This window comes from Streptomyces sp. NPDC043996, assembly GCF_056435225.1.
Window position 1 is genome coordinate 148,542 of record NZ_JBWKEY010000011.1, and the last position, 20,979, is coordinate 169,520.

Below are 20,979 nucleotides of genomic sequence, written 5' to 3' on the forward strand. Positions count from 1 at the left end.
GACGGATTGCTTCCGGTGTCTCTCGCGTACTCCGAGCGGTCACCTGGGCCGGGCCGGGGCGCGATGATCGCCCCGGCCGCGCAACCATTCCCCCGTCCCGGCCGTCACACGGGCGGAAAGATCAGCTCTCAACAACAGTGGTCACGACGCGCGCCGGGCGCTGTCCCGTGGCTGAGGAGGCACCTTGCGTACGCACATCCCCGTCCTCGCCGTGAGAGCGGCGGCCGTGGGCTGTGCGGCCCTGCTGCTGGCCGGTTGCGTGAGCTCCGGTGGGTCGGAGAGCGGGCCGAAGCCCGGGCGGTGCGAGGAGCGCTCCGGTCCGGACGGCCGGGGCGCGAAGGGCTCCGGCGACCTGGACCGCGACGGATACGACGACTACGCGACGGCCGTGGAGATCAGGGACGCCTCCAGCACCCTGGTCGGCAGCAAGGTCGTGGTCGTCCACGGCTCCCAGGGCGGACTCGATACGGGGCGCGTACGCGTCTACGACGACCTGGGCATGGTGCCGGGCCCGCGCGGCGACCTGGACGGTGACGGGTTCACGGACCTGGTCGCGCAGCGGAACCCCGACGGCCCAGGCAAGCCGGTCTCCGTGCTGGTCAAGGGACGCGCGGGCTGCCTCGGCGAGCCCCAACCGCTGAAACTGCCGAAGGGCTTCGCCGTGGGAGCCGTGGCGGATGTGAACGGCGACGACGCGTCGGACCTGGTCGACCCCGGGCACGCCCCGGGCCAGGGCAGCCCCGGACCGCTGCGCCACGGAGCGGTGGCGTACGGGCCGTTCGGCAACGACGGCGCGCCCGCCCGCACGGCCGGTCTCGACGCCGCCGCGAGCGGCCGCCCCGTCACCGGCGACTTCGACGGCGACGGCTTCGACGACGCGCTGATCATCCACCTCGCCGTGGGGGACGAAGAGGACGAGAACCCGCCCCCGCCCCCGGTCGAGGGCTACTTCCGCGGCGGCCCCCACGGCCTGGTCCGCGCCCCGCTGCCGCGCGGGCTCGGCAACGACACCTTCGACGGCCCCACCCCGCCCAGGGCCGGGGACGTGGACGGCGACGGCATCGACGACCTGCTCTCCTACGGCGACATGCCGCCGGAGTCCCCCAAGCCGAGCGCGGGCCAGCTGACCGTCGTCTACGGCGCCGCGTCAGGCCCCGGCACCGGACGGCCGAACTCCGTCTACAGCCAGGACACCCCCGGCATGCCGGGCGACTCCCAGGGCCGCGACCGCTTCGGCCCCGCCGCCGTCGGCGACGTGAACGGCGACGACCGCCCCGACCTGGTGATCAACGCCCCCGGCGAGGACGACGGCAACGGCCGCTTCACCGTGCTGCCGGGAGCCAAGGACGGCCCGCCCGCCACGGCTGGGGCGGCCGTGTTCGACCTGGAGACCCCGGGCGTCACCACCCGCCACAAGAACACCATCCACCACGGCTTCGGCGCGGACTTCCCCCTGCTCGACATCAACGGCGACAAGCGTCTCGACGTGGTGGCCTCAGCCCCCGGGTACCGCGTCTTCCGCGGAGGCTTCTGGTACTTCCCCGGCTCGCCCAAGGGCCTGGCCGCGGACACCTCCCGCTACACCGATCCGGCCGACCTCGGCCTGCGCCCGCGCGTCCCGTGAAGCGCCTGGTATTACTGGTGCATGCAGGAAGAGACGGCGCGATCCGCGATCGACACGTTCATCTCCGCGTTCAACGCCGCCAAGGACAGCTCGGTGACGAACCTGTTGTCCCAGGCCCTGACCTCGGACGTCGTCTTCTGGGGGCCGTTGGGCCGCAGCGAGGGGATCGAAGCGGTCGAGCGCTTCGTCCTGGACATCCGGCGCCACCCGGCGGGCGCGGGCACGATGGTGCGCTGCTCAGCCGTCGACATGCCTGACGAGTGGGCCCGCTACCAATGGGTGTTCACCACGCCGGACGGAGGCCCCCGCCTCGCGGGCACGGACGTCGTACACCTGCGACGCAGCCTCATCGACCAGATCATCGTCTTCGCGGGCGAGATCAAGCCGCCTTCTTCCTGAACCGCCTCCCTCCTGAACCGCCTCCCTCCCGAACCGCCTCCCTCCCGAACCGCCGTCCGCGACAGCCGTTTTCGTCACGACGGCCGCCGCTGCCTGCCGCCGTATCCGCAAGGCGACGAACCGATCGCGGCGGATACGTACCGCCGCTGAAGCCCTTCGCCAGGGGCGCCGGGGACCTGGCGTGGCCGGAATCGTCTTCTGAGAACCAGCCGTGCCAAGATCGCGTCTCACAGGGGGTCGCATCAGCGCGTTCGGTCGTATCGGCATGTACAGCCGTATCGACACGTTCGGTCGCATCAGCACGTTCAAGGGACAGGCAATTCGGGTGACAGGCATATCAAGGGTGGGGGCGGCGGCCATGGCCGCCGTACTGTCCGGCACATTGCTCACGGGGGCGGCGGCAGCGGCCGACACCGGGACACGGCCGGGCGGCGCCGCGGCGGCGGGCGCCGAGAGCGGCCGGGGGGACCGCGGGGACCGGGCCGGGAAGACGGCGACGGTCACGCTGATCACCGGCGACCGGGTGGTCGTCGCGGCAGGGGGCCAGAAGGTCGTCCGCCTGGTGCGCGGCAAGGGGCGCGAGCGGGTCACGATCTCCGTGCGGCGCGAGGCGGGGCACGTGTTCGTCGTGCCGCAGGACGCCCAGGCGCTGATCAGCGCGGGCAGGCTCGACCGGCGGCTCTTCGACGTCACCCAGCTCGTCAAGGACAAGTACGACGACGCGCACCGCGCCTCGCTGCCGCTGATCGTCGGCTACCGGACCGGCAAGACCGACGGCTTCCGGGCCGCCGACACCTTCAAGGGCCACGCCCGTGACCGCCGTGCCCTGCCCGCCGTCGGCGGCGAGGCGTTCGCCACGCCCAAGTCCCGCACGGCGGGCCTGTGGTCGGCGCTCACCCGCGGCACGGGCGGCCGTAACGACGTCCGCGCCACCGCCGCCCCGGCCCTCGCGCACGTCTGGCTGGACGCCAAGGTCCGCCCCGCGCTCGACAAGAGCGTGCCGCAGATCGGCGCCCCCGCCATGTGGCAGGCGGGATACACCGGCAAGGGCATCAAGGTCGCCGTCCTGGACACCGGCGTCGACCAGACGCACCCGGACCTCAAGGGCGTCGAGGTCATCGAGAAGAACTTCACCGCGGCCCGCGACGCCAAGGACCGCATGGGCCACGGCACACACGTCGCCTCGACCCTCGCCGGGTCCGGCGCCAAGTCGGGCGGCGCGTACAAGGGCGTGGCCCCCGGCGTGCGGATCATGGACGGCAAGGTCATCTCCGAGGACGTGGGCGCGGGCTACGACTCCGACATCGCCGCGGGCATGCAGTGGGCCGTCGACAACGGCGCCAAGATCGTCAACATGAGCCTCGGCAGCCTGGACACGGCGGGGACCGAACCCCTTGAGGAGGCCGTCGCCCGGCTCTCCGGCAAGGCCCTCTTCGTCGCGTCGGCGGGCAACGAGGGCCCCGACGCGGGCACGTTGACCACGCCGGGCAGCGCCCCCGCGGCCCTCACCGTCGGCTCGGTCGACGAGCGGGACGAGATCGCGGAGACGTCGAGCCGCGGCCCCACGGCCGACGGCGTCGCCAAGCCCGACCTCACCGCCCCCGGCGAGGACATCACCGCCGCGGCCTCCACCGCCGCCCCCGGCGGGACCACGGGCAACGGCTACGTCGCCATGTCCGGCACCTCGATGGCGGCCCCGCACGTGGCCGGTTCGGCCGCCCTGCTCCTCCAGCAGCACCCGACGTGGACGGGGCCGCAGCTCAAGGCCGCGCTCACCGGCTCCGCCAAGCCCAACCCCAGGCTCAACCCGCTCCAGCAGGGCGCGGGCCGCGTGGACCTGACGCGCGCCGTCACCGCCTCCGTCGGCTCCCAGCCGGGCACGCTCGCCTTCGGTACGCAGGCGTGGCCGCACACCGACGACAAGCCGGTCGGCAAGACCGTCACCTACCGCAACTACGGCACCAAGCCCGTCACCCTCGCCCTGTCCACCACGGCCGTGGACCCGGCGGGCCGCCCGGGCCCGGCCGCCCTGTTCACCGTCAAGGACGCCTTGCTCACCGTCCCGGCGGGCGGCACCGCGAAGACCACCGTCACGGTCAACACCAAGCTCGGCACCGCCGACGGCACCTACGGCGGCAGCCTGCTGGCCGCCGGCGACGGCCAGTCCGTGCGCACCGGCCTGCTCGTGGAGCGCGAGGTCGAGTCGTACGACCTCACGTTCCGGCACCGCGACGTCAGCGGCGACAGCGCGTCCACCTACGTCACCACGCTCACCGCTCGCGCCACGGGCAAGAAGTTCCTGGTTCCCTACAGCAGCGGCAAGGCCACGCTGCGGGTCCCCAAGGGCACCTACGCGCTGGAGAGCTCCGTGTACGCCCCGGACGGAGCCCTCGCGGTCTTCGTGCAGCCGAAGCTGAAGGTGGGCGCGGAGAAGTCGATCACGCTGGACTCCCGCAAGGCCAAGCCGTTCGCCGTCACCACCCCGGACAGGACCGCGCGCCTCGCGGAGGCGAACGTCAGCTACGAGGACCAGGCCGCCGGGATCTCCAGCGACTGGAACCTCACCGGCAAGACCGTGATCCGCACCGCCGGGCTCGGCCCGGACGCGCCCACCTTCCACGCCCAGTACAACGGCCTCTGGAAGGTCCCGGGCGCGACGAAGAAGGTCGACTACCGCCTCGCCTTCAGCCGCACCGGCACCTGGTTCACCGGCCTGAAGCACGCCACCACCAAGGCCGAACTCGCCGAGGTGAAGCTGGGCGTCGGCGCCTCCGCCGCCCGGCGCAAGGGCACGCTCTCCGCCCTGCCGATCGGCGCGAACGACTACGTCCCGGTCGTTCAGCCGCAGACCAAGCTGAACCTGCCCGCCTCCGCCACGAGCTACGTCACCACCAAGGGCGTGCGCTGGAGCTGGTCCATGGCGCAGCTCGACGACGCGGGCACGCCGAGCATCAGCTACGGCACCGACCTGGCCGCCTACAAGGCGGGCAAGCGCTACACGCTGAACTTCAACACCGGCGTCGTCGGCCCCGACCTGAAGGCCGACGACCGCCAGGGCGCGCGCCGCGCGGGCAACTCCATGGACGCCTACGTCCAGCTGTTCAGCGACGGCGCGGGGCACGCGGGCGAGTCCCCCACGACGGGGGGCTTCACCCGCCTCGAGTCGGGCGGCCGCGTCCTCGCCAAGGGCGGCCCCGGCGCGGTGAACGCCGAACTCCCGGCCGCGTCCGCCCCGTATCGCCTGACGATGGAGGCGAGCCGCGCCGCCAAGCACACCACGACGAGCACGAAGGTGGCCGTCGCCTGGACGTTCACGTCGGCCAAGACGCCCGACAAGCCGCCCACCGACCTGCCCCTTTCCACCGTCCGCCTCGCGCCGAAGCTGGCGCTGAACGGGACGGCCCCGGCGGGCGGCACCCTGACCGTGCCGCTGAAGGTGGCCGGGGCGGCCGCGGGCAAGGGCAAGGTCGCCAAGCTGACCGTCAAGGTCTCCTACGACGGCGGCCGCACCTGGAGGCCGGCGCCCGTCACGACCGACGCCAAGGGCGCCCACGCGGCGACGGTGCGCCACCCGGCGACGGCCAAGGCCGTGTCGTACCAGGTGAGCCTCAAGGACACGGCGGGCAACACCATGACCGAGACGATCACCAACGCCTACCGGCTCGTCCCGTAGGCGCCTCCTCTCACCCCTGACGGGCGCCTACCGGCCCCGTCGCCAAAGGCCGGGCCCCGGACCGCGGTCCGGGGCCCGGCCGCACGCGTACCCCACGTATCGTGGACGGCATGATCGCTGAAACCGACGACAGGATGGTCGAGCGGGTCCTCGCGTGGGCGCGGCTTCAGCCCGACCTGCGCGCCGTCCTGCGCACGGGCTCGCGCGCGCGGCGCGACGGCACCGTGGACGCCTTCTCCGACCACGACATCGAGCTGTACACCACCGACCCGGACCGGTACGAGGACGGGGACTGGGTGGCGGAGCTTGGCCCGGTGGTCGTCCAGGTCGGCCTCGAAGGGCCGTGGGAGAACCCGGCCCGGCTCGTGCTCTTCGAAGGCGACGTCAAGGCCGACTTCCAGGTGGTGCCGGTGGAGCGCCTGGCGAAGATGGCCGCGGAGGGCCTGGACGACCTGCACGAGCGCGGCTACGAGGTGCTGTGGGACCGGGACGGCGCCACCGCCTCGCTGCCCGCCGCCACGGGCACGGCCCCCGCGGAGCTGCCCGACGCCGAGGAGTTCGAGGAGCTCTGCGCGGAGTTCTGGTTCGAGGTGGCGCACCTGCCGCGCTATCTCGCCCGCGGCGAACTGTGGGTGGCCAAGTCCCGCGACTGGACCACCAAGGAACTCCTGGAGAGCGTGATCGAGTGGCACGCCCTGACGGTCCAGGGCGCCGGTCACGACGTCTGGTACGGCGGCACGCGCATGCGGCGCTGGGCCGCGCCCGGCGTGTGGGACAGCCTGCCGGAGACCTTCGGCGACTTCGGCGCGGACGACGCCCTGCGCGCGGCGCGGGCGACGGCCGACCTCTTCGCACGCCTCGCGAAGGAGGTCGCCGCGGCCCACGGCTTCCCCTACCCGCACAAGGCCGAGCAGGTCATCCGCCCCACCCTCGACGAGCTGCCCAGGACCTGAGCCCGCCCTACGCGCGGCGGCCCCGGGCGCTCAGCGCGCGGATAGGACCGATCAGCGCGCGGTAGAAGGGCCGGACCGCGCGGCCGGGAAGGCGGCGGTGGCGTTCCTCCTGCCAGACCCGCGCCCGGTGGTGGGCCGCGATGGGGGACCACCGGTCGGGGTTCGGGGGCGCGGAGGTGTGGAACTCGATGCGGCAGAGGTGCTTGGTGCTGATGAAGCCGTACTGCCCCGGGCTGACCAGGCGCACCGGCGCGCCGTGGTCGCCGTCGAGCGGCTGCCCGTCGAGATGGTCGGCGATGAGCACCTCGTCGGCCAGGGCGTCCTCGAGCAGCACGATCGACCGGTAGCCGTCGAGGCCTTCGAAGGTGATGTGGCTGATCGACGCGTCCGGCTTGAGCAGCGGTTCGATCTGCATGCGGTAGAGGGCCTCGAACGAGGTCCCTTCCCACCGCAGGCCCGTCGCCGACCAGCCGGCGACGCAGTGGAAGTCGGCTCCGAGCTCCTGCCGCGGCAGCGTGGCCAGGTCTCTCACGGGCAGCGTGAGGGACCTGGCCAGGGCCCCGCCGATCTCGATCACGGGGTCGGCGGGGACGGGCGGAGGCGGGTGGTGGAGGTGCGTACCGAAGCGCGGGAACCCGTCGACGGCACGTTGGCCCGGGGGAAGCGTCATATCGGTCCTCCATGAAGCGCGTACGCGGAGCGCATGTGGGTGCCAAGGTGGATCACAGCTGGCGTTCGGTGCCTCGGAGTCGGCTGACTGTCCGGCTCAGTGCCCTATAAGACCGCTGGCCCCGGCCCCCGGTTGCTCGGCGCGGCCCGCCCGCGCGTCCAGGAACACACCGTGCGCCCCTGGCCGCTCTGGTACGAGGATCACGTGCCGCAGAACTCGGCGTCGATGACCGCGCTGAAGTCGCCCGCCCAGTCGCCGTTGAAGTTGAAGGCCAGCGTGTGGCCGCCGTCGCGGGTCGTCACCGCGACCGCGACCGTGCCGTGGAAGTCCCCGCCGTGCGCCCATACCTCCGTGCCGCAGCGCGTCTTGAACTGCCGGAGGCCGAGACCGTACCGGACGTCCGGCTGTGCCTCGTCGACCGGGACGGTCGTCGTCAGCTCGTCCATTTGCCGCTTGGGCAGCAGTTCACCGCCCAGGAGCGCCTTGAAGAAGCGGGTCAGATCCGCCGAGTTGGAGATCATCTCGCCTGCCGCTCCCGCGATGGAGGGGTTGTACTCGGTGACGTCGTACACCTCTTTCTCCTGCGGATTACGGAACGTCGAGTAGGCCCGGCCGCTCGGCTTCGGAAGGCGCGGGTCGGTACCGGGCACGCTCGTGGCCGTCAGACCGAGGGGCTTGATGACGCGCTCCTGGATCTCGTCCCCGTACGAGTGTCCTGTGACCTTCTTGATGATCATTCCGGCCAGGATGTAGTTGGTGTCGGAGTAGTTCCAGCCCTCGCCCGGCGCGAAGTCCGGCTCATGGCGCATGGCGATCCGCACCTGCCGCTCGGGAGTCCAGGTTTCCTGGCGGTGCTTGAGGAACTCCTTGCTGAACAGCGTCCGTCGCACCTCCGGGTCCCGGGTCCAGTTGGAGACGCCGCTGGTGTGGTTGAGGAGCTGGCGTACGGTGATCTTCGCGCCGTCGTGGCCGTGGCCTTGGACGACGCCGGGCAGCCACCGCTCGACGGTGTCGTCGAGGCTGAGCTCGCCCGCCGCCTCCAGCTGGAGGAGCACGGTCGACACGAAGGTCTTGGTAATGCTGGCGACGCGGTAGCGGTCCTTGGCGCCGCGCGGCCGCTGCGTCTTCAGGTCGCCGACACCCGACGTGCCGCTCCAGGTCCCGTACGCGTCCACCGCCTGCCCGGTCACTCCGGGCACGCCGTCCTTGACGGCGGCGTCCATGGCCCGCTGGGTCGATCGGTGGTGGCCGCCCTCGCTGGCTTGGGCGGCGGCTGGCTCCGCCACGGCGGGCGCCGCGAGCGCGGATGCCGTGATGACCGCTGCCGCCACCGTGCCTGCCAAACCGAACCTCATCGTGCGGGGTGTCATGTGTCGTCGTCCCTTTCGCCGGTGCTGATCGGCGGGAGGGACCGCGACACCCCGCGCGAAGGTTGCCCGCCCACGGGCCGGTTGAGCGATTTCGAGCCATGCGCCGCCCGACGGCCTGTCCCGACCGCGAGACACCGAACCGGCGACGACGCACTACGCCCACGCATCCCGCGTCCGCCCCACCGGTCGCGGCGACGCGGCCCGCATACTGACGCGCATGACGTCGACGAACCCGCCCGAACCGAGGCGCGCGGCCACGACGCTGTCCGGGCGCCAGCTGTCCTTCCTCGACTTCGGCGGACCGGGCCGCCCCCTGCTGGCCCTCCACGGGCACTTCGCGGCAGGCCGCACCTTCACACACCTGGCCCGGGAGCTGGGCGACTCCTGGCGGGTCATCGCGCCCGACCAACGGGGACACGGCCACTCCGAAAGTCCCGCCGACTTCTCCCGCACCGGTTACGTCGAGGACGCCGCGGCTGTTCTTGAACACCTGAGCATCGACAGTGCGGTCGTACTCGGCCACTCCCTCGGCGGTGTCAACGCCTACCAGCTCGCGGCCCGGCACCCGGGCCTGGTAGACGCGCTGATCGTCGAGGACGTCGGCGCCGAGGTCGAGGGCGACCTGTCGTTCAGCCTGTCCTGGCCGACCCGGGTGCCGACCCGGGCCGGACTCCTGGAACACCTCGGGCCGTCGGCGGATCACCTTAAGGACGCCGTGCGCGAGTACGCCGACGGATGGGGCTTGTCCTTCGATCCGAGGGATATGAACGCTTCACAGCGGCAGCTCAACGGGAACCATTGGAGCGACTGGCTCGCCACCGACTGCCCCGCCCTGCTCATCCGCGGCAGCCGCAGCGCGGTCCTCGGCGTCGAGCACGCGAAGGACATGGTGGAACGCCGCCCCCGTACCCGACTCGTGGAACTCCCCGCCGGACACGCCGTGCACGCAACCGTCCCGGAGGAGTTCGCCGGAGTCGTCAAGGGGTTCCTCGGGGCGCTGTGCGCTCGGTCGGCAGGTGTCGCGCCTGTCTGTGGAATGCATGACGGTGGGGAATTCGGGTGACCAGAACTGCCGGAAACTGATCGCGCCCGCGTGCTCGTGGTCAATAACTTCAAGCTTCGGAAACGACCGGCGGGCGCGTAATCCAGACGGAAGGATGTTGTCGACGTCACGCCAGTACCCTTGAGGTGTTTCATGTCAGTTCCACAGGCTCCATCCGGACCTGAGTCCACTTCCCCCGCTCCTGGGCCCGAACCGCGTCCCCGGGGCTCGGGAGGGGGAAACTCCGGAGCGTCGGGTAAAACAGCGGTAGTCGTCGCCGTCATTGGCGCGCTCGCCCTGATTGCCGCCGCCTTTGTCCCCGAACTCTTCGATATGGGGTCCGAGAGCGAGAAACAGGAGGACCTGTTCGTCGGGGAGTGGCAGGGAACCGTGCGGGAGCTTGAGCACCCCTACACCCCTTACCGGGTGACGCTTGAAGTCGGCGAAGGCAAGCGGGGTGAGGAAGTGGGCCGCATCTTCTATGAGTTTAAGGGGAGGGAGTGCAGCGGGGTGGTCACCCTGCAAGACAAGAACGAGGCGAGCAAGACGATCGAACTGGGCGAGTACATCAAGGCGGGTGAGTGCGTGAAGCGGGGAAGGATCGTCCTCAAGATCCGGCCGGCGGACGAAGCGGAGTTCTTCTACACGGGGTCGAAGGACACTGGAGTGGACCAGTCCGTGCAGGGGAGCCTCGGGAAGGTCGGCTGACGGGGGGCGCGGTGACGACGGTGCGGACCGTCACGGCGTACCCCGCTGGGGCAGCTGGCGTAGGCACTCGGCGACCGCCTTGTTCACGGCACCGGCTGCCTCCGGGGGCAGCAGCCCGGCACAGGACAGGATGTCCCGCAGAGGTGCCACGACGGAGGTGAGCACCGACTCGAGTTCGTGCGGGCGCACCCGGCCGATCGCTCGCCGCAGTTCCGTGAGGCCCTCTGCCTCACGGCCCGTCAGCAACAGGGTGTCCGCGAGGTCGAAGACGGGCCACGGGTCGGTCTCCGCCGTGTCCTCCGCCGAGAAGCGGGCCAGGTGTTCCAGGCGGCGGAAGCGGTCGAGGGCGGCGGAGGGGTCGCTGCCGCGGGCGCCCGCGAGCAGCAGTTCCAACCGGGCCTCGTTGAGGCGCGGATAGGTGTCGTTGCCGCTCAGCGCGATCGCCCGGCGGTAGCACCGCAGGGCTCTCTCCAGCTCCACGGTGTCGAACGGATCACCAGGGGCGCCGCTGGCCAGGCGGCGATGCAGGCCGCCGAGGGTGGCCCAGGTCTCCGCGTCGGAGCCGTCGAGCTCGACCGCGCGGGCGAACGCGTCCGCGGCCTCCTGGAGCGCGCCGCACTCGCCGAGCGCGCCCTCGACTTCGTGGCCCTGGTGAGTCTGCTCGCCGCGGTGACGACGATGTTCCTGCTGGCCGGACCCCAGGCGTTCGCCACGATCGCCTCCGTCGGCACGGGGCTCTTCGTGGCCTGGCGCGGGCACCAGCGGCGGAGTTGACGCCGGGTGCCACATGGCCTGGCGCCGCCGGTGGTTTCGTATCCGCTCGCGGCGTGGCCGTGTTCCCGTGGAAACTGACGGCCCAGCGGAAAGGCCACGCCAGTCTCCGTGTGTGAACAGGCGCTGAATCCTCTGTTCCGGTGAACGGAACGATCGTTGCGCTCTCCCCTTGCCCCGATGGAAGATCGGGCAGGAAGAATTCTCCACCGGTGACTCGGAATTCGGAATAACGACAGGGATTCGGAATGGCGTTGGGCTTTGGGGTCGTGGCCATGGCAATGGTCGTGGCCATGGCTGTGGGCGAACGGCCGTCCCCGTGCGGTGAATGGCCCACATTCCGGCGTCAAGACCGGGCACCGGACTCGAGCCTCCCGTGAAAGGAACCACGTTCGCCATGCGCCTCGTTCCCCGCTTCGCCGCCGCCTTGAGCGGCGCCACCCTCGCCCTGGGCGGCCTCGCGTTCATGGCCCCGGCCGCGCACGCGACCCCGCAGGCCTGCCAGAGCCACGTCTTCGAGCGGTATCCCGATGCCGATCGCGAGGCCGTCCGGCTGGCCTGCCTCCGTGGGGCCGACGGCGACCCGATCAGCTACCGGCACTGCTACCTCGAACTGTCGGACCTGGGGGTCGTCTCGAACGTCGCCTCCGAGGCGTGCCTGCGGGCGGCGCGGCCGTAGCGGCGCCCCCAGCCGCGGGGCGGGCGGGCGGCGAGGCGCCGGTGCGGGTGGCCTCCGAGGCGCCGGTACGAGGTTGATTCAGGATTCCCTGAATTCAGGATCAGATGTATTGTCCTGAGCGTGCTGACCCTCGCCTCCGACATCGACGTCCTGACCCGCTTCGGCCGCGCGCTCGCCGACCCGATCCGCTGCCGTGTCCTGCTCGCCCTGCATGCGGCTCCCGCCTACCCGGCCGACCTCGCCGACGCCCTCGGCGTTTCCCGTACCCGACTGTCCAACCACCTGGCCTGCCTGCGCGACTGCGGTCTTGTCGTCACGGTCCCCGACGGCCGCCGCACCCGCTATGAGCTGGCCGACGAGCGCCTCGGCCGCGCCCTTGACGACCTGCTCGCCGCGGTCGTGGCCGTGGACGGCGACCGCACCTGCCCGGACGCCGACGAGAAGGGGTGCTGCTGATGGCCGCCGAGATGCCACTCGGCATCGGCCCCGCCCCCGCTCGCCGCGACGTGCTCGCCCGTCGCATACGTCTGCTGGTCGCCGCGACGATCACGTACAACGTCATCGAGGCGGTCGTGGCCATCACCGCGGGCTCCCTCGCCTCCTCCACCGCGCTGATCGGCTTCGGTCTTGACTCCGTCATCGAGGTGTCCTCGGCCGCCGCCGTCGCCTGGCAGTTCTCCGCCCGCGACCACTCCGTGCGCGAGGCCCGGGAGAAGACCACCCTGCGGATCATCGCGGTGTCCTTCTTCGTGCTCGCCGCCTACGTCACCGCCGACGCCGCCCGCGCCCTGACGGGCACCGGCGAAGCCGAGCGCTCCGTGCCCGGCATCGTCATCGCCGCGCTCTCCCTCGCGGTCATGCCGTTCCTGTCCGCCGCCCAGCGCCGCGCGGGCCGCGAACTCGGCTCCGCCAGCGCGGTCGCCGACTCCCAGCAGACCCTCCTGTGCACGTACTTGTCCGCCGTGCTCCTGGTGGGCCTGCTCCTCAACGCCACCCTCGGCTGGTCGTGGGCCGACCCCGTCGCCGCCCTCGTCATCGCGGCCATCGCCGTCAGGGAAGGCCGCGACGCCTGGCGCGGCGAAGGCTGCTGCGCGCCCCGGGCCGCGACGGCCGCGACCGCTGGAACCGCCGGAACCGGTACGGGAGGCGCGGGTGACGCGTGCGGCTGCCGTCCGGGCTGCGACTGCTGCGGCTGACCGGCGAACGCCCGGGCGCGTGGGTCAGCTCAGGGCCAGTTCGGCCAGTACGGTCGTGCCCTTGCGGGAGGGGCGGATCGTGGTGTGGGACGTATAGGCCTCCACCAGGGCGAGGCCGCGGCCCGACTCGGCGCGCGGGCAGTCCGCGGCGGCGGTGTCCGCGCCGACGGCGGGGCGCTCGTACGGGCGGCGCGTCACGCGGCGGTGCCAGCGGCCGGTGTCGTGGACCTCGACGAGCAGCGCGGCGGGCAGCAGGCGCAGCCGCAGAGTGACACGGGGGCTGCCGCTGTGCAGTATGACGTTTGTGACCAGCTCAGTGACGACGAGCGCCAGCGCCTCACGCGTGGCGGCCTCGAGCCGCCAGGCGCGCGCGGACGTCGTCGCCAGGCGGCGCATGGCCGGGGCCGCGGCGGCCGTCGCCGGGAGCGTGGTGTGTGCTTCGCGGGACGCGGCGGTACGGGACAGGGCCGCGTGGGGCAGAGCTCCGCGGGACACGGCTTCACGGGGCGCGGCGACCAGGCCCGGGGGCGCCGGAGGGGCGGCCGGGATCGCACCGGTGCCCGTTCTGGGCGGGTGCTCGTGCTGGGCGGTGATCATGCGGTCCTCCCGCTGCTCTGCCCGTGGCGCCGCATCACTGGCACTCTGCACGCTGTCAACCCTCGTAGGCGAAAAACAATCAGTGCCGGGCCAAATACGGATACGCAAAGAAAGCCGGAAGGCCTGGTAGGCAGCGTTCAGGAGCGGAATGGTCACGCAGGGTGAGGAATTCTGGATAGGCCGGATTCGGCGGACGCTGACGGAGCGGGACGCCGGAGCCGTGCTCGTCCTGGTCGCCGGAGCCGCGGGCACCGGCAAGAGCCGACTGCTGCGACGCCTGGCCGAGCTGCCGGCGGCCGCCGGGGTCGTGACCTCGTGGACCGGCGGCGGGCAGCCGCCGGACACCGCCCCCACCGCCCCCGCGCTGATCCTGGTGGACGACGTCCACGCGGCGGACGAGGACGCCCTGGCCTGGGTACGGGGCCTGGTGGAGCGCCCACCGGCGGGCACGGCCCTCGTCGTCACGTACCGCGCCGAAGAACTGCCCCACCCCGGCCTGCCGTTCGGCGCGGCGCCGCTGTGCTACCCGGACGACCTGGTGGTGCTGCGCCACCAGGTGCGGCCGTGGGACGCCGCTCAGGTGGCGGAGGCGGCGAGGGAGGTCCTGGGGGAGGGGTGCGCGCCGCAGGCGGTGGCGCGGCTGCACGAGCGGTCGGGCGGCGTGGCACAGGTGGTGGTCGACCTCCTGACCGTGCTGCGGGACAGCGCGGGGCGGCGCTGCACCGCCGCCGACGTCGACGCCGCGGGGGTGCCCGTGCGCCTCGCGGAGCTGATGCTGCGCCGCACCCACGCCCTGCCCGCGCCCGCGCGGCGCGTGGTGTGGGCGGCGGCGGTACTGGGTGAACCGGCGTCCGGCGAGGACTTGCTGGCGGTGGCGGGAGCGGACGCGCAGTCGGCGCCCGAAAGCGGCCAGGGCAGCGAGGGCGGCCGTGGCGCCCTCGTGGCCGCGCTGGCGGGGGCCGCGGTGGTGGAAGACGCCGAGCACCGCTACGCCCTGCCCGTCCCGCTGGCCGCCGAGGCCGTCCTGGAAACCGTGCCCGGGCCCGTGCGCCAGGAACTGCACGGCCGGGCCGCCGCGCTGCTCCAGCGCAGACAGCCGGTGCCGTGGGCGGCCCTCGCCCGTCACCGCCGGGCCGGTGGCGAGGTGAGGGCGTGGCTGCGGGCCGTGGAACACGCGGCCCGGGAGGCCGCGGCCGAGGGCCGCCACCAGGAGGCCATCACGCTCCTTGAGGACACGCTCGCCTCGGCGCTGGTACCGCAGCATGCGCGAGCGCGCCTCGCCCCCGTCCTCGCGAGCAGCGCCGTCGTCGCGCTGCGCTCCGACCAGACGGTTGAGGTGCTCACGCAGATCGTGCGGGACGAGAAACTGCCGCAGGTCGTACGCGGTGAGATGCGCCTGGACCTGGGGCTGCTGCTGTGCAACCAGGTCGGCATGAGCACCCACGGCTGGGCCGAGCTGGAGCGGTCGGCCGCGGAGCTGCGCGAGGAGCGGCCGGAGCTGGCGGCCCGCGCGATGTCGGCCCTTGCCATGCCCTACTGGCCGGGCAACTCCCTGGACGTTCACCTGGCCTGGATGCGGGACGCCGAGCGCGCCAGCGCGGACAGCGGCGACGAGGTCGTGCGGACGGCGGTCGCGGCGAACCGGGCGGGGCTCGCCCTCAGCTACGGCAACCCCGAAGGGTGGGAGCTCCTGAAGGCCCTCCCGTTCGACAGCCCCGACCCCCGCTGCCGCCGCCACGTGGCGCGCGGCCTGTGCAACGCGGCGGACTCCTCGGTGTGGCTCGGCCTCTACGACCGTACGCGCGAACTGCTCACCGAAGGCCTTGAGCTCTCCGCCCGCAGCGGCGCCCCCTACACCGAGCGGACGGCGCTCGGCACCCGGCTGCTGCTGGAGTGGGCCACCGGGCAGTGGGACGGACTCGTCGAGCGCTGCGAGGAGTTCGTCAGGGAAACCGCCGACATGCCCGTCATCTCGGCCGACGCCCGCACCGTCCTGGGGCTGCTCCACCTCGCCCGGGGCGGCTGGGGCCCGGCGGCGGCATGGCTGTCGGGCGAGGACGCGCCCCTGGCCGAACACGCCGCCGCACCCCTCGGGGCGACCCTGGCCGGTGCGCTCATCCGCCTCGCGCTCGCGCGGCAGGACCTCGCGGGCGCCGTCGAGGAAGCCCGCAAGGCGTGGGGCAACGTCGTCTCCAAGGGTGTGTACGTATGGGCGGCGGAGCTGGCCCCCTGGGTGGTGGAGGCGCTGGCCAGGGACGGCGACATGGAGGGCGCCCGGCAGGTCGTGGACGCCTTCCGCCTCGGCCTGGCCGGGCTTGAGTCCCCTGCGGCGGAGGCGGCCTTGGTGTGGACCCGTGCCGCGCTGGCCGAGGCGAGCGGCGATCCGGCGCGGGCCGTGCCCCTCTACCAGCAGGCCGGGGCGGCGTTCGCCGCCCTGCCCCGGCCCTACGCCCGCGCGCTGACGGCGGAGGGTGCAGGTCGCTGCGCCCTGGAGTGGGCCAACTCCGCCGCGAACGGCGACGACAGCGGCGCGCCCGACGGGAGGCGTGACGGGACGCACGACGGGATGCGTGACGAAGGCCTCGTCGAACTCGCCTTCGCCGCCCGGCAGTTCAGCGACCTCGGGGCGGCCTGGGACGCCGCCCGGGTGCGCGCGCTCTCCCGCGCCCACCAGCCGGAGAAGGACCGGCGCAGGCCCGGACGGCCCTCGTACCGCGACCAGCTCTCCCCTCGGGAGCGCGAAGTCGCGGAGCTGGCGGGCAACGGCCTGACCAACCGCGAGATCGCCACCACCTTGCACCTGTCGCCGCGCACCGTCGAACAGCACGTGGCCCGCGCCATGCGCAAACTGGGCACCGCGACCCGGCAGGACCTGGGAGCCGTTGGCGGCGGCCCGGACACGGATCCGGCGGCGGCGCCGGGCAGCTGACCCGCACGCCCCGGATCCGTACCCTGTCTTCCGTGCTCCACTGACCCGCACTTTTTCGACACGGTCCCAACGCCGCGCGAGCGAGGGCGTGTTGGCCTCCCCGTCGAGACGCCGACACAAGAACCCCCAGGTCAGGACTAGACCAACACGACACGCGGGCCTGGTTAATTGCGTATCCGTAGGTTGGGGCTCCCGGATAGGCGTGCTGTTGTTCCGGCCATAAGTTCCGTGCCACCGGTTGGTCGAACGTTCATCCATCACGGGCCATGCGTGACGGACGCGCGGCGGCCGGCCGGTGTCGTGCAACGGCGTGCCCACGCGGGGATTCCCGCCAAGCGCCAGGCCCCGTCGACGGGCCGCCCGCGCACCGCTCTGCCTGTGCCACCCCCACACCTCCCACAACGCACCATTCGGCCAGGCACGGAGTGATTTGTCATGCACGGTACGAACCGCTGGTCCGGCCTGCCCGGACCGGCTCGGGAAAGGCCACACCTTGAGCGGTTCCAGACGCACACGCATATCCCTCCTGGCCGCGGCGACGGCCGCGGTCCTCCTCGGCACGGGAGCGACCACCGTCCTCGCGGCTCCGGGCTCGGACTCCGCCGCGACCCCCGGCGCGGCCGTGGCGAAGGCGGCCCCCACCGAGCGCCTCATCGTCGGCTACGCCCCGCGCGCCGAGGAGGCGAAGTCCAACGCCGAGGCGCGCGACGACGCCCGTGCCAAGGGCAAGGACGTCGGCGAGGACCTCGCATTCGACCGGCGCCTCGGCACCGGCGCGGCCCTGGTCGACCTCGGCGACAAGCTGGGCACCAAGGACGTCAAGGACGTCATGTCCGCCTTCGCGGCCGACCCGGACGTCGCCTACGTGGTCCCGGACACCCGTATGTACGCCGCGGCCGACCCCAACGACACGTACTACTCCCAGCAGTGGGACCTCTTCGAGGACCGGGCGGGCATGAACGTCCCCGGAGCCTGGGCGCGGGGCGTGACGGGCGAGGGCGTCAACGTGTCGGTCATCGACACCGGTTACGTCAAGCACAGCGACCTGGCCGCCAACGTGGTCTCCGGGTACGACTTCATCTCCGATCCCTGGATGGCGCAGGACGGCGGCGGCCGGGACAGCAGCCCCGCGGACCCCGGTGACTGGATGAACCGCGGCGAGTGCGGCACCGACGCAGGCGGCCAGCCCGTACCGTCCCGTGACACCAACAACTCCTGGCACGGCACGCACGTCGCGGGCACCATCGCGGCCACCAGCGACAACGCCAAGGGCGTCGCGGGCATCGCCCACAAGGCCAAGGTCCAGCCCGTGCGCGTACTCGGCAAGTGCGGCGGCACGACCGCCGACATCATCGACGCGATCACCTGGTCCTCCGGCGGCACCGTGCAGGGCGTCGCGGGCAACCCGTACCCCGCCGACGTCATCAACATGAGCCTGGGTGGCGGCGGCGCCTGCGACGCGGGCACCCAGAGCGCCATCAACGCGGCCGTGGGCCGGGGCACCACCGTCGTCGTCGCGGCCGGGAACTCGAACGCCAACGCCGCCAACTTCAACCCCGCCAGCTGCAAGAACGTCATCGCCGTCGCGGCCGCCGACCGTCAGGGCAACCGGGCCGTCTACTCCAACTACGGCAGCGTCGTGGACATCACCGCACCCGGCGGCGAGACCTCGCCGAGCGCCTCCGGCGGCATCCTGTCCACGCTGAACTCCGGCACCCGGAGCATCGGCGGCGAGAACTACGTCGCCTACCAGGGCACCAGCATGGCCGCCCCGCACATCGCGGGCCTCGCCGCGCTCCTTTACCAGGCCAAGTCCGGCATCACCCCGGCCCAGGTGGAGTCCGCCATCAAGAGCAACGCCCGCCCGCTGGCAGGCACCTGCTCCGGCGGCTGCGGCGCGGGCCTCGCCGACGCCGACGCGACGCTGTCCGCACTCGGGACGCGCTGAACCTGACGGCCCCGCGAGGCCGCTCAACCCTCTGGGGGCCTGGTGCCGCGACGGCACCAGGCCCTTCGCGGGGCCGGGAGCGCCAGTGGCGGGGAACCAGGGAACGGAGAAGCGCCGTTCCGTTGAGCGGAACCGAGTTCGCCTGTTCCGGGTGTTCGCGCGACCTGCGGCACGGCTGTGAGGTGTGCACGGGTCGCGTGCGCTGGATGCACAGGGTTTTCGCGCTGGGTGCTAACGACCCGTGGGGCCGGGGCGGGACACAGTGGGGGCAGGCCGTGCGGGAGGGGCTGGTCAGCCCCGACGCACGGCGATGCCGTTCGCTCGCGGAACGGCGGGAACCGTCGTCGAAGAAGGGACATCGTTCCATGCGCACTACTCGTTCGCTGTTCGTCGCGTCCTTGGCCCTGACCGCCGCCCTCGGCACCGTACCGCTCGCGGCGGCGTCCTCCGCCCCGGCACCCAAGGCCCCGCAGGCGTTCAACTGCAGCACTGGCTACTTCTGTATCTACAGCGGCTGGAACGGCAGTGGTGAGCGCTGCATATGGGCGAGCAACCAGCGCGCCAACACCGCCGACGACTGCGGCTTCATCCAGCGCGGCGCGAACGTGCTCTCGGTGGCCAACAGCACCGGCCACCGGAAGCAGTACTACAAGGGCACGAACTACAACGACCGCGTGGGCTCCACCCCTGCGGGAGGCTCCGGAAACCTCCAGGGCAACTACCAGATCCGCTCCTTCAGGCCGCAGTAGCCCCTCGCCCCGGGGCCGCCACGGCCGTCGGAGCGTGCTGGCCGGACGATGCGCGCGACCAGGGGACGCGCGCATCGTCCAGGAGCCGGTCGGCGGGGACCGCACGGCGGCGGTGACACGGCCGGTGAGGAGGGGGGATACGGGATCGCGGAAGGTCACGCTGGCGCCTACCGGCCGTTACCGGGGCCCGGCACGATCGCCCGCATGACGATCACCGAGGGCGCACCGCCCACGCACGCCACTCCCGTCGCTCTCGTCCGGGGGCTGGTGACGGGCGGTGTGGCCGGGGCGTCGCTCGCCGCTCTCGTCGTGGGGGGTGTCATCGAGAGCGCGCCGCTGTTCGTGACGGGTCTCGTGGTGCCCGCGGTCTTCGGCCTGCTCCTCTTCCTGACGGGTGCGCCGCGGCGGGCCCGGGAGGCGGCCGTCGCGCCCCGCACGGCACTCGCGATGATCGAGAGCCTGCGGGCCGTCGGCGGCGAGTCGAGCGACGTTCCGGTGCGGTTCGACCTCACCGTCGCACCGGACGACGCGCCGGGGTTCCGCGTCAAGATCACGCAGGACATCAACCTCGTTGACCTGCCCGACTACCGGCCGCGCGGGGTCCTGGTGGTCCAGTACCCGCCGGACCGGCCGTGGCGGGCGCGGATCGTGAAGCGGCCCATGCCGGAGTGGCGGGAGCGCGTGGCGGCGGCCCGCCTCGACTCGGTGCCCGGTCCTGCCCTGGTGAGCGAGGCCGGGGGGAGCGCCGCCGCCGGGTGCCTCGGGCTGCTCGGCCTGCTGCTCGGCGCGGCCCTCGTGGTCGTCCTGTGCCGCGGCGACCTCTTCGACGAGGACACCGCCGCGCGGCGGTCCGACTCCCCGCGGCCGTCCGTGTCCACCACGTCGTCGACCACGGTCGTGTCGTCGGCGTCCGGCACGGTCGCCCTCGGTCCTGGCCAGTCGTTCCTCGACGAGGGCGAGCTGTCCCGGGCCGTCGACGCGCTCACCCGGGGCAAGGGCGAGCGCGCCGCGCTCACCGTCGTCGTACAGGAACGTCTGCTGTCGGTGGTGTTCGCGCCCACCGGCACGCGGGCCTCGCGGTTCGATCCGGGGTCGCTGCCCTACGACCGTTTCCCCGCCCTGGTGAAGGAGGCCACCACCTCCCTCGGCGTCGAAGGACCGCGCTCCTGGCAGCTGACCGTCGACCGCCTCACCGGCTCCGTCACCGTCAGGGTCAGCGTGACCGGCCCCGAGGGATCGGCCTCGCTGGTGGCCGACGGGCGTGGCGAAGTGGTGCGGCGCGACCCGGCGTAGGCGCGAGCGGCGGCAGCGGCGCGCGGCCAGATCCCCTCACACGGCCCGTTCCCGCCTCCGCGTGCCGCGGGCGAACCGGCCGAGGAGCACGGCGTTGAACACTCCCGCCAGGGCCGTACCCACGGCGAAGACCGTCGGGCCCAGCCAGGTGAGTGAGGACTGCTCCGCCGGGATCGACAGCAGGAAGGCGAGGAACCCGAGCGGCATGGTGACGACGAACGGGTAGAACCCGGCGAGCCCCGGGTCCGGTCCCACGTACCAGGCCCCCAGGAAGAACCCCAGCGCCACCGCGACCACGGCGAGATACGCGCGCGCGAGCCAGGCGTGCGTGGCGAGCGCGAGCAACTGGCGTGGGCGGGAGGCGTGCGTCATCGCGGG

General features: G+C 72.7%; 17 protein-coding genes and 1 pseudogene. 13 read left to right on the plus strand and 5 right to left on the minus strand.

Annotated elements, in window-relative coordinates; translation table 11 throughout:
- Positions 1–184 precede the first annotated feature (184 nt).
- The 4 genes from AC07A4_RS27685 (at position 185) to AC07A4_RS27700 (ending at position 6,649) form a co-directional block, all read left to right on the plus strand.
- On the plus strand, positions 185–1,624 hold the full coding sequence (locus AC07A4_RS27685) for an FG-GAP repeat protein (protein WP_478603376.1): 1,440 nt from the start codon (positions 185–187) through the stop codon (positions 1,622–1,624).
- 21 nt (positions 1,625–1,645) lie between these two features.
- A complete protein-coding gene (locus AC07A4_RS27690; RefSeq protein ID WP_478603379.1) occupies positions 1,646–2,023 on the plus strand; it encodes a nuclear transport factor 2 family protein in 378 nt (125 codons plus the stop codon).
- 358 nt (positions 2,024–2,381) lie between these two features.
- Positions 2,382–5,696, plus strand: coding sequence for a S8 family peptidase (locus AC07A4_RS27695; protein ID WP_478603382.1), 3,315 nt, complete (start codon positions 2,382–2,384; stop codon positions 5,694–5,696).
- 110 nt (positions 5,697–5,806) lie between these two features.
- Entirely contained in the window at positions 5,807–6,649 is an 843-nt protein-coding gene (locus AC07A4_RS27700) for an aminoglycoside 6-adenylyltransferase (protein ID WP_478603385.1), read from the plus strand.
- A gap of 7 nt (positions 6,650–6,656) precedes the next feature.
- On the opposite strand, the gene AC07A4_RS27705 is transcribed toward AC07A4_RS27700, so the two are convergent.
- On the minus strand, positions 6,657–7,319 hold the full coding sequence (locus tag AC07A4_RS27705) for a molybdopterin-dependent oxidoreductase (RefSeq protein WP_478603388.1): 663 nt from the start codon (positions 7,317–7,319) through the stop codon (positions 6,657–6,659).
- Positions 7,320–7,519: 200 nt separating this feature from the next.
- On the minus strand, positions 7,520–8,689 hold the full coding sequence (locus AC07A4_RS27710) for a serine hydrolase domain-containing protein (RefSeq protein ID WP_478603391.1): 1,170 nt from the start codon (positions 8,687–8,689) through the stop codon (positions 7,520–7,522).
- A gap of 217 nt (positions 8,690–8,906) precedes the next feature.
- On the opposite strand from AC07A4_RS27710, the gene AC07A4_RS27715 reads away from it, so the two are divergent.
- Positions 8,907–9,752, plus strand: coding sequence for an alpha/beta fold hydrolase (locus tag AC07A4_RS27715; protein ID WP_478603394.1), 846 nt, complete (start codon positions 8,907–8,909; stop codon positions 9,750–9,752).
- 132 nt (positions 9,753–9,884) lie between these two features.
- Positions 9,885–10,439 (plus strand): hypothetical protein, encoded by a 555-nt coding sequence (locus AC07A4_RS27720; protein WP_478603396.1) that lies wholly within the window; start codon positions 9,885–9,887, stop codon positions 10,437–10,439.
- Between the two features lie 30 nt (positions 10,440–10,469).
- On the opposite strand, the gene AC07A4_RS27725 is transcribed toward AC07A4_RS27720, so the two are convergent.
- Positions 10,470–11,678, minus strand: a complete 1,209-nt coding sequence (locus AC07A4_RS27725; protein ID WP_478603399.1) for a tetratricopeptide repeat protein — start codon at positions 11,676–11,678, stop codon at positions 10,470–10,472.
- Here AC07A4_RS27725 and AC07A4_RS27730 point away from each other — a divergent pair.
- The 3 genes from AC07A4_RS27730 to AC07A4_RS27740 all read left to right on the plus strand — a co-directional run bounded on the left by AC07A4_RS27730 (position 11,608) and on the right by AC07A4_RS27740 (position 13,085).
- Entirely contained in the window at positions 11,608–11,889 is a 282-nt protein-coding gene (locus AC07A4_RS27730; RefSeq protein ID WP_478603401.1) for a hypothetical protein, read from the plus strand. The genes AC07A4_RS27725 and AC07A4_RS27730 overlap by 71 nt on opposite strands.
- Before the next feature lie 120 nt (positions 11,890–12,009).
- Positions 12,010–12,345, plus strand: a complete 336-nt coding sequence (locus AC07A4_RS27735; protein WP_478603403.1) for an ArsR/SmtB family transcription factor — start codon at positions 12,010–12,012, stop codon at positions 12,343–12,345.
- Entirely contained in the window at positions 12,345–13,085 is a 741-nt protein-coding gene (locus tag AC07A4_RS27740) for a cation efflux transmembrane domain-containing protein (protein WP_478603406.1), read from the plus strand. Before AC07A4_RS27735 ends, AC07A4_RS27740 begins: the two co-directional genes overlap by 1 nt.
- Positions 13,086–13,109: 24 nt before the next feature.
- Here the strand turns inward: AC07A4_RS27740 and AC07A4_RS27745 are convergent, their stop codons facing one another.
- Positions 13,110–13,682 (minus strand): ATP-binding protein, encoded by a 573-nt coding sequence (locus AC07A4_RS27745; RefSeq protein WP_478603407.1) that lies wholly within the window; start codon positions 13,680–13,682, stop codon positions 13,110–13,112.
- Between the two features lie 148 nt (positions 13,683–13,830).
- Between AC07A4_RS27745 and AC07A4_RS27750 the strand changes: the two genes are divergently transcribed.
- The 4 genes and pseudogenes from AC07A4_RS27750 to AC07A4_RS27765 all read left to right on the plus strand — a co-directional run bounded on the left by AC07A4_RS27750 (position 13,831) and on the right by AC07A4_RS27765 (position 20,601).
- Positions 13,831–16,611, plus strand: coding sequence for a helix-turn-helix transcriptional regulator (locus AC07A4_RS27750; protein ID WP_478603410.1), 2,781 nt, complete (start codon positions 13,831–13,833; stop codon positions 16,609–16,611).
- 526 nt (positions 16,612–17,137) lie between these two features.
- Positions 17,138–18,547, plus strand: a pseudogene (locus tag AC07A4_RS27755) (S8 family peptidase); the annotation flags it as partial.
- A gap of 377 nt (positions 18,548–18,924) precedes the next feature.
- Positions 18,925–19,308 (plus strand): peptidase inhibitor family I36 protein, encoded by a 384-nt coding sequence (locus AC07A4_RS27760; protein ID WP_478603413.1) that lies wholly within the window; start codon positions 18,925–18,927, stop codon positions 19,306–19,308.
- A gap of 204 nt (positions 19,309–19,512) precedes the next feature.
- Positions 19,513–20,601: a hypothetical protein gene (locus AC07A4_RS27765; RefSeq protein WP_478603416.1), complete on the plus strand. Its 1,089-nt coding sequence runs from the start codon at positions 19,513–19,515 to the stop codon at positions 20,599–20,601.
- A 36-nt stretch (positions 20,602–20,637) separates the two neighbouring features.
- Here the strand turns inward: AC07A4_RS27765 and AC07A4_RS27770 are convergent, their stop codons facing one another.
- Positions 20,638–20,973: an SCO4225 family membrane protein gene (locus AC07A4_RS27770; RefSeq protein WP_478603419.1), complete on the minus strand. Its 336-nt coding sequence runs from the start codon at positions 20,971–20,973 to the stop codon at positions 20,638–20,640.
- Positions 20,974–20,979: the final 6 nt, after the last annotated feature.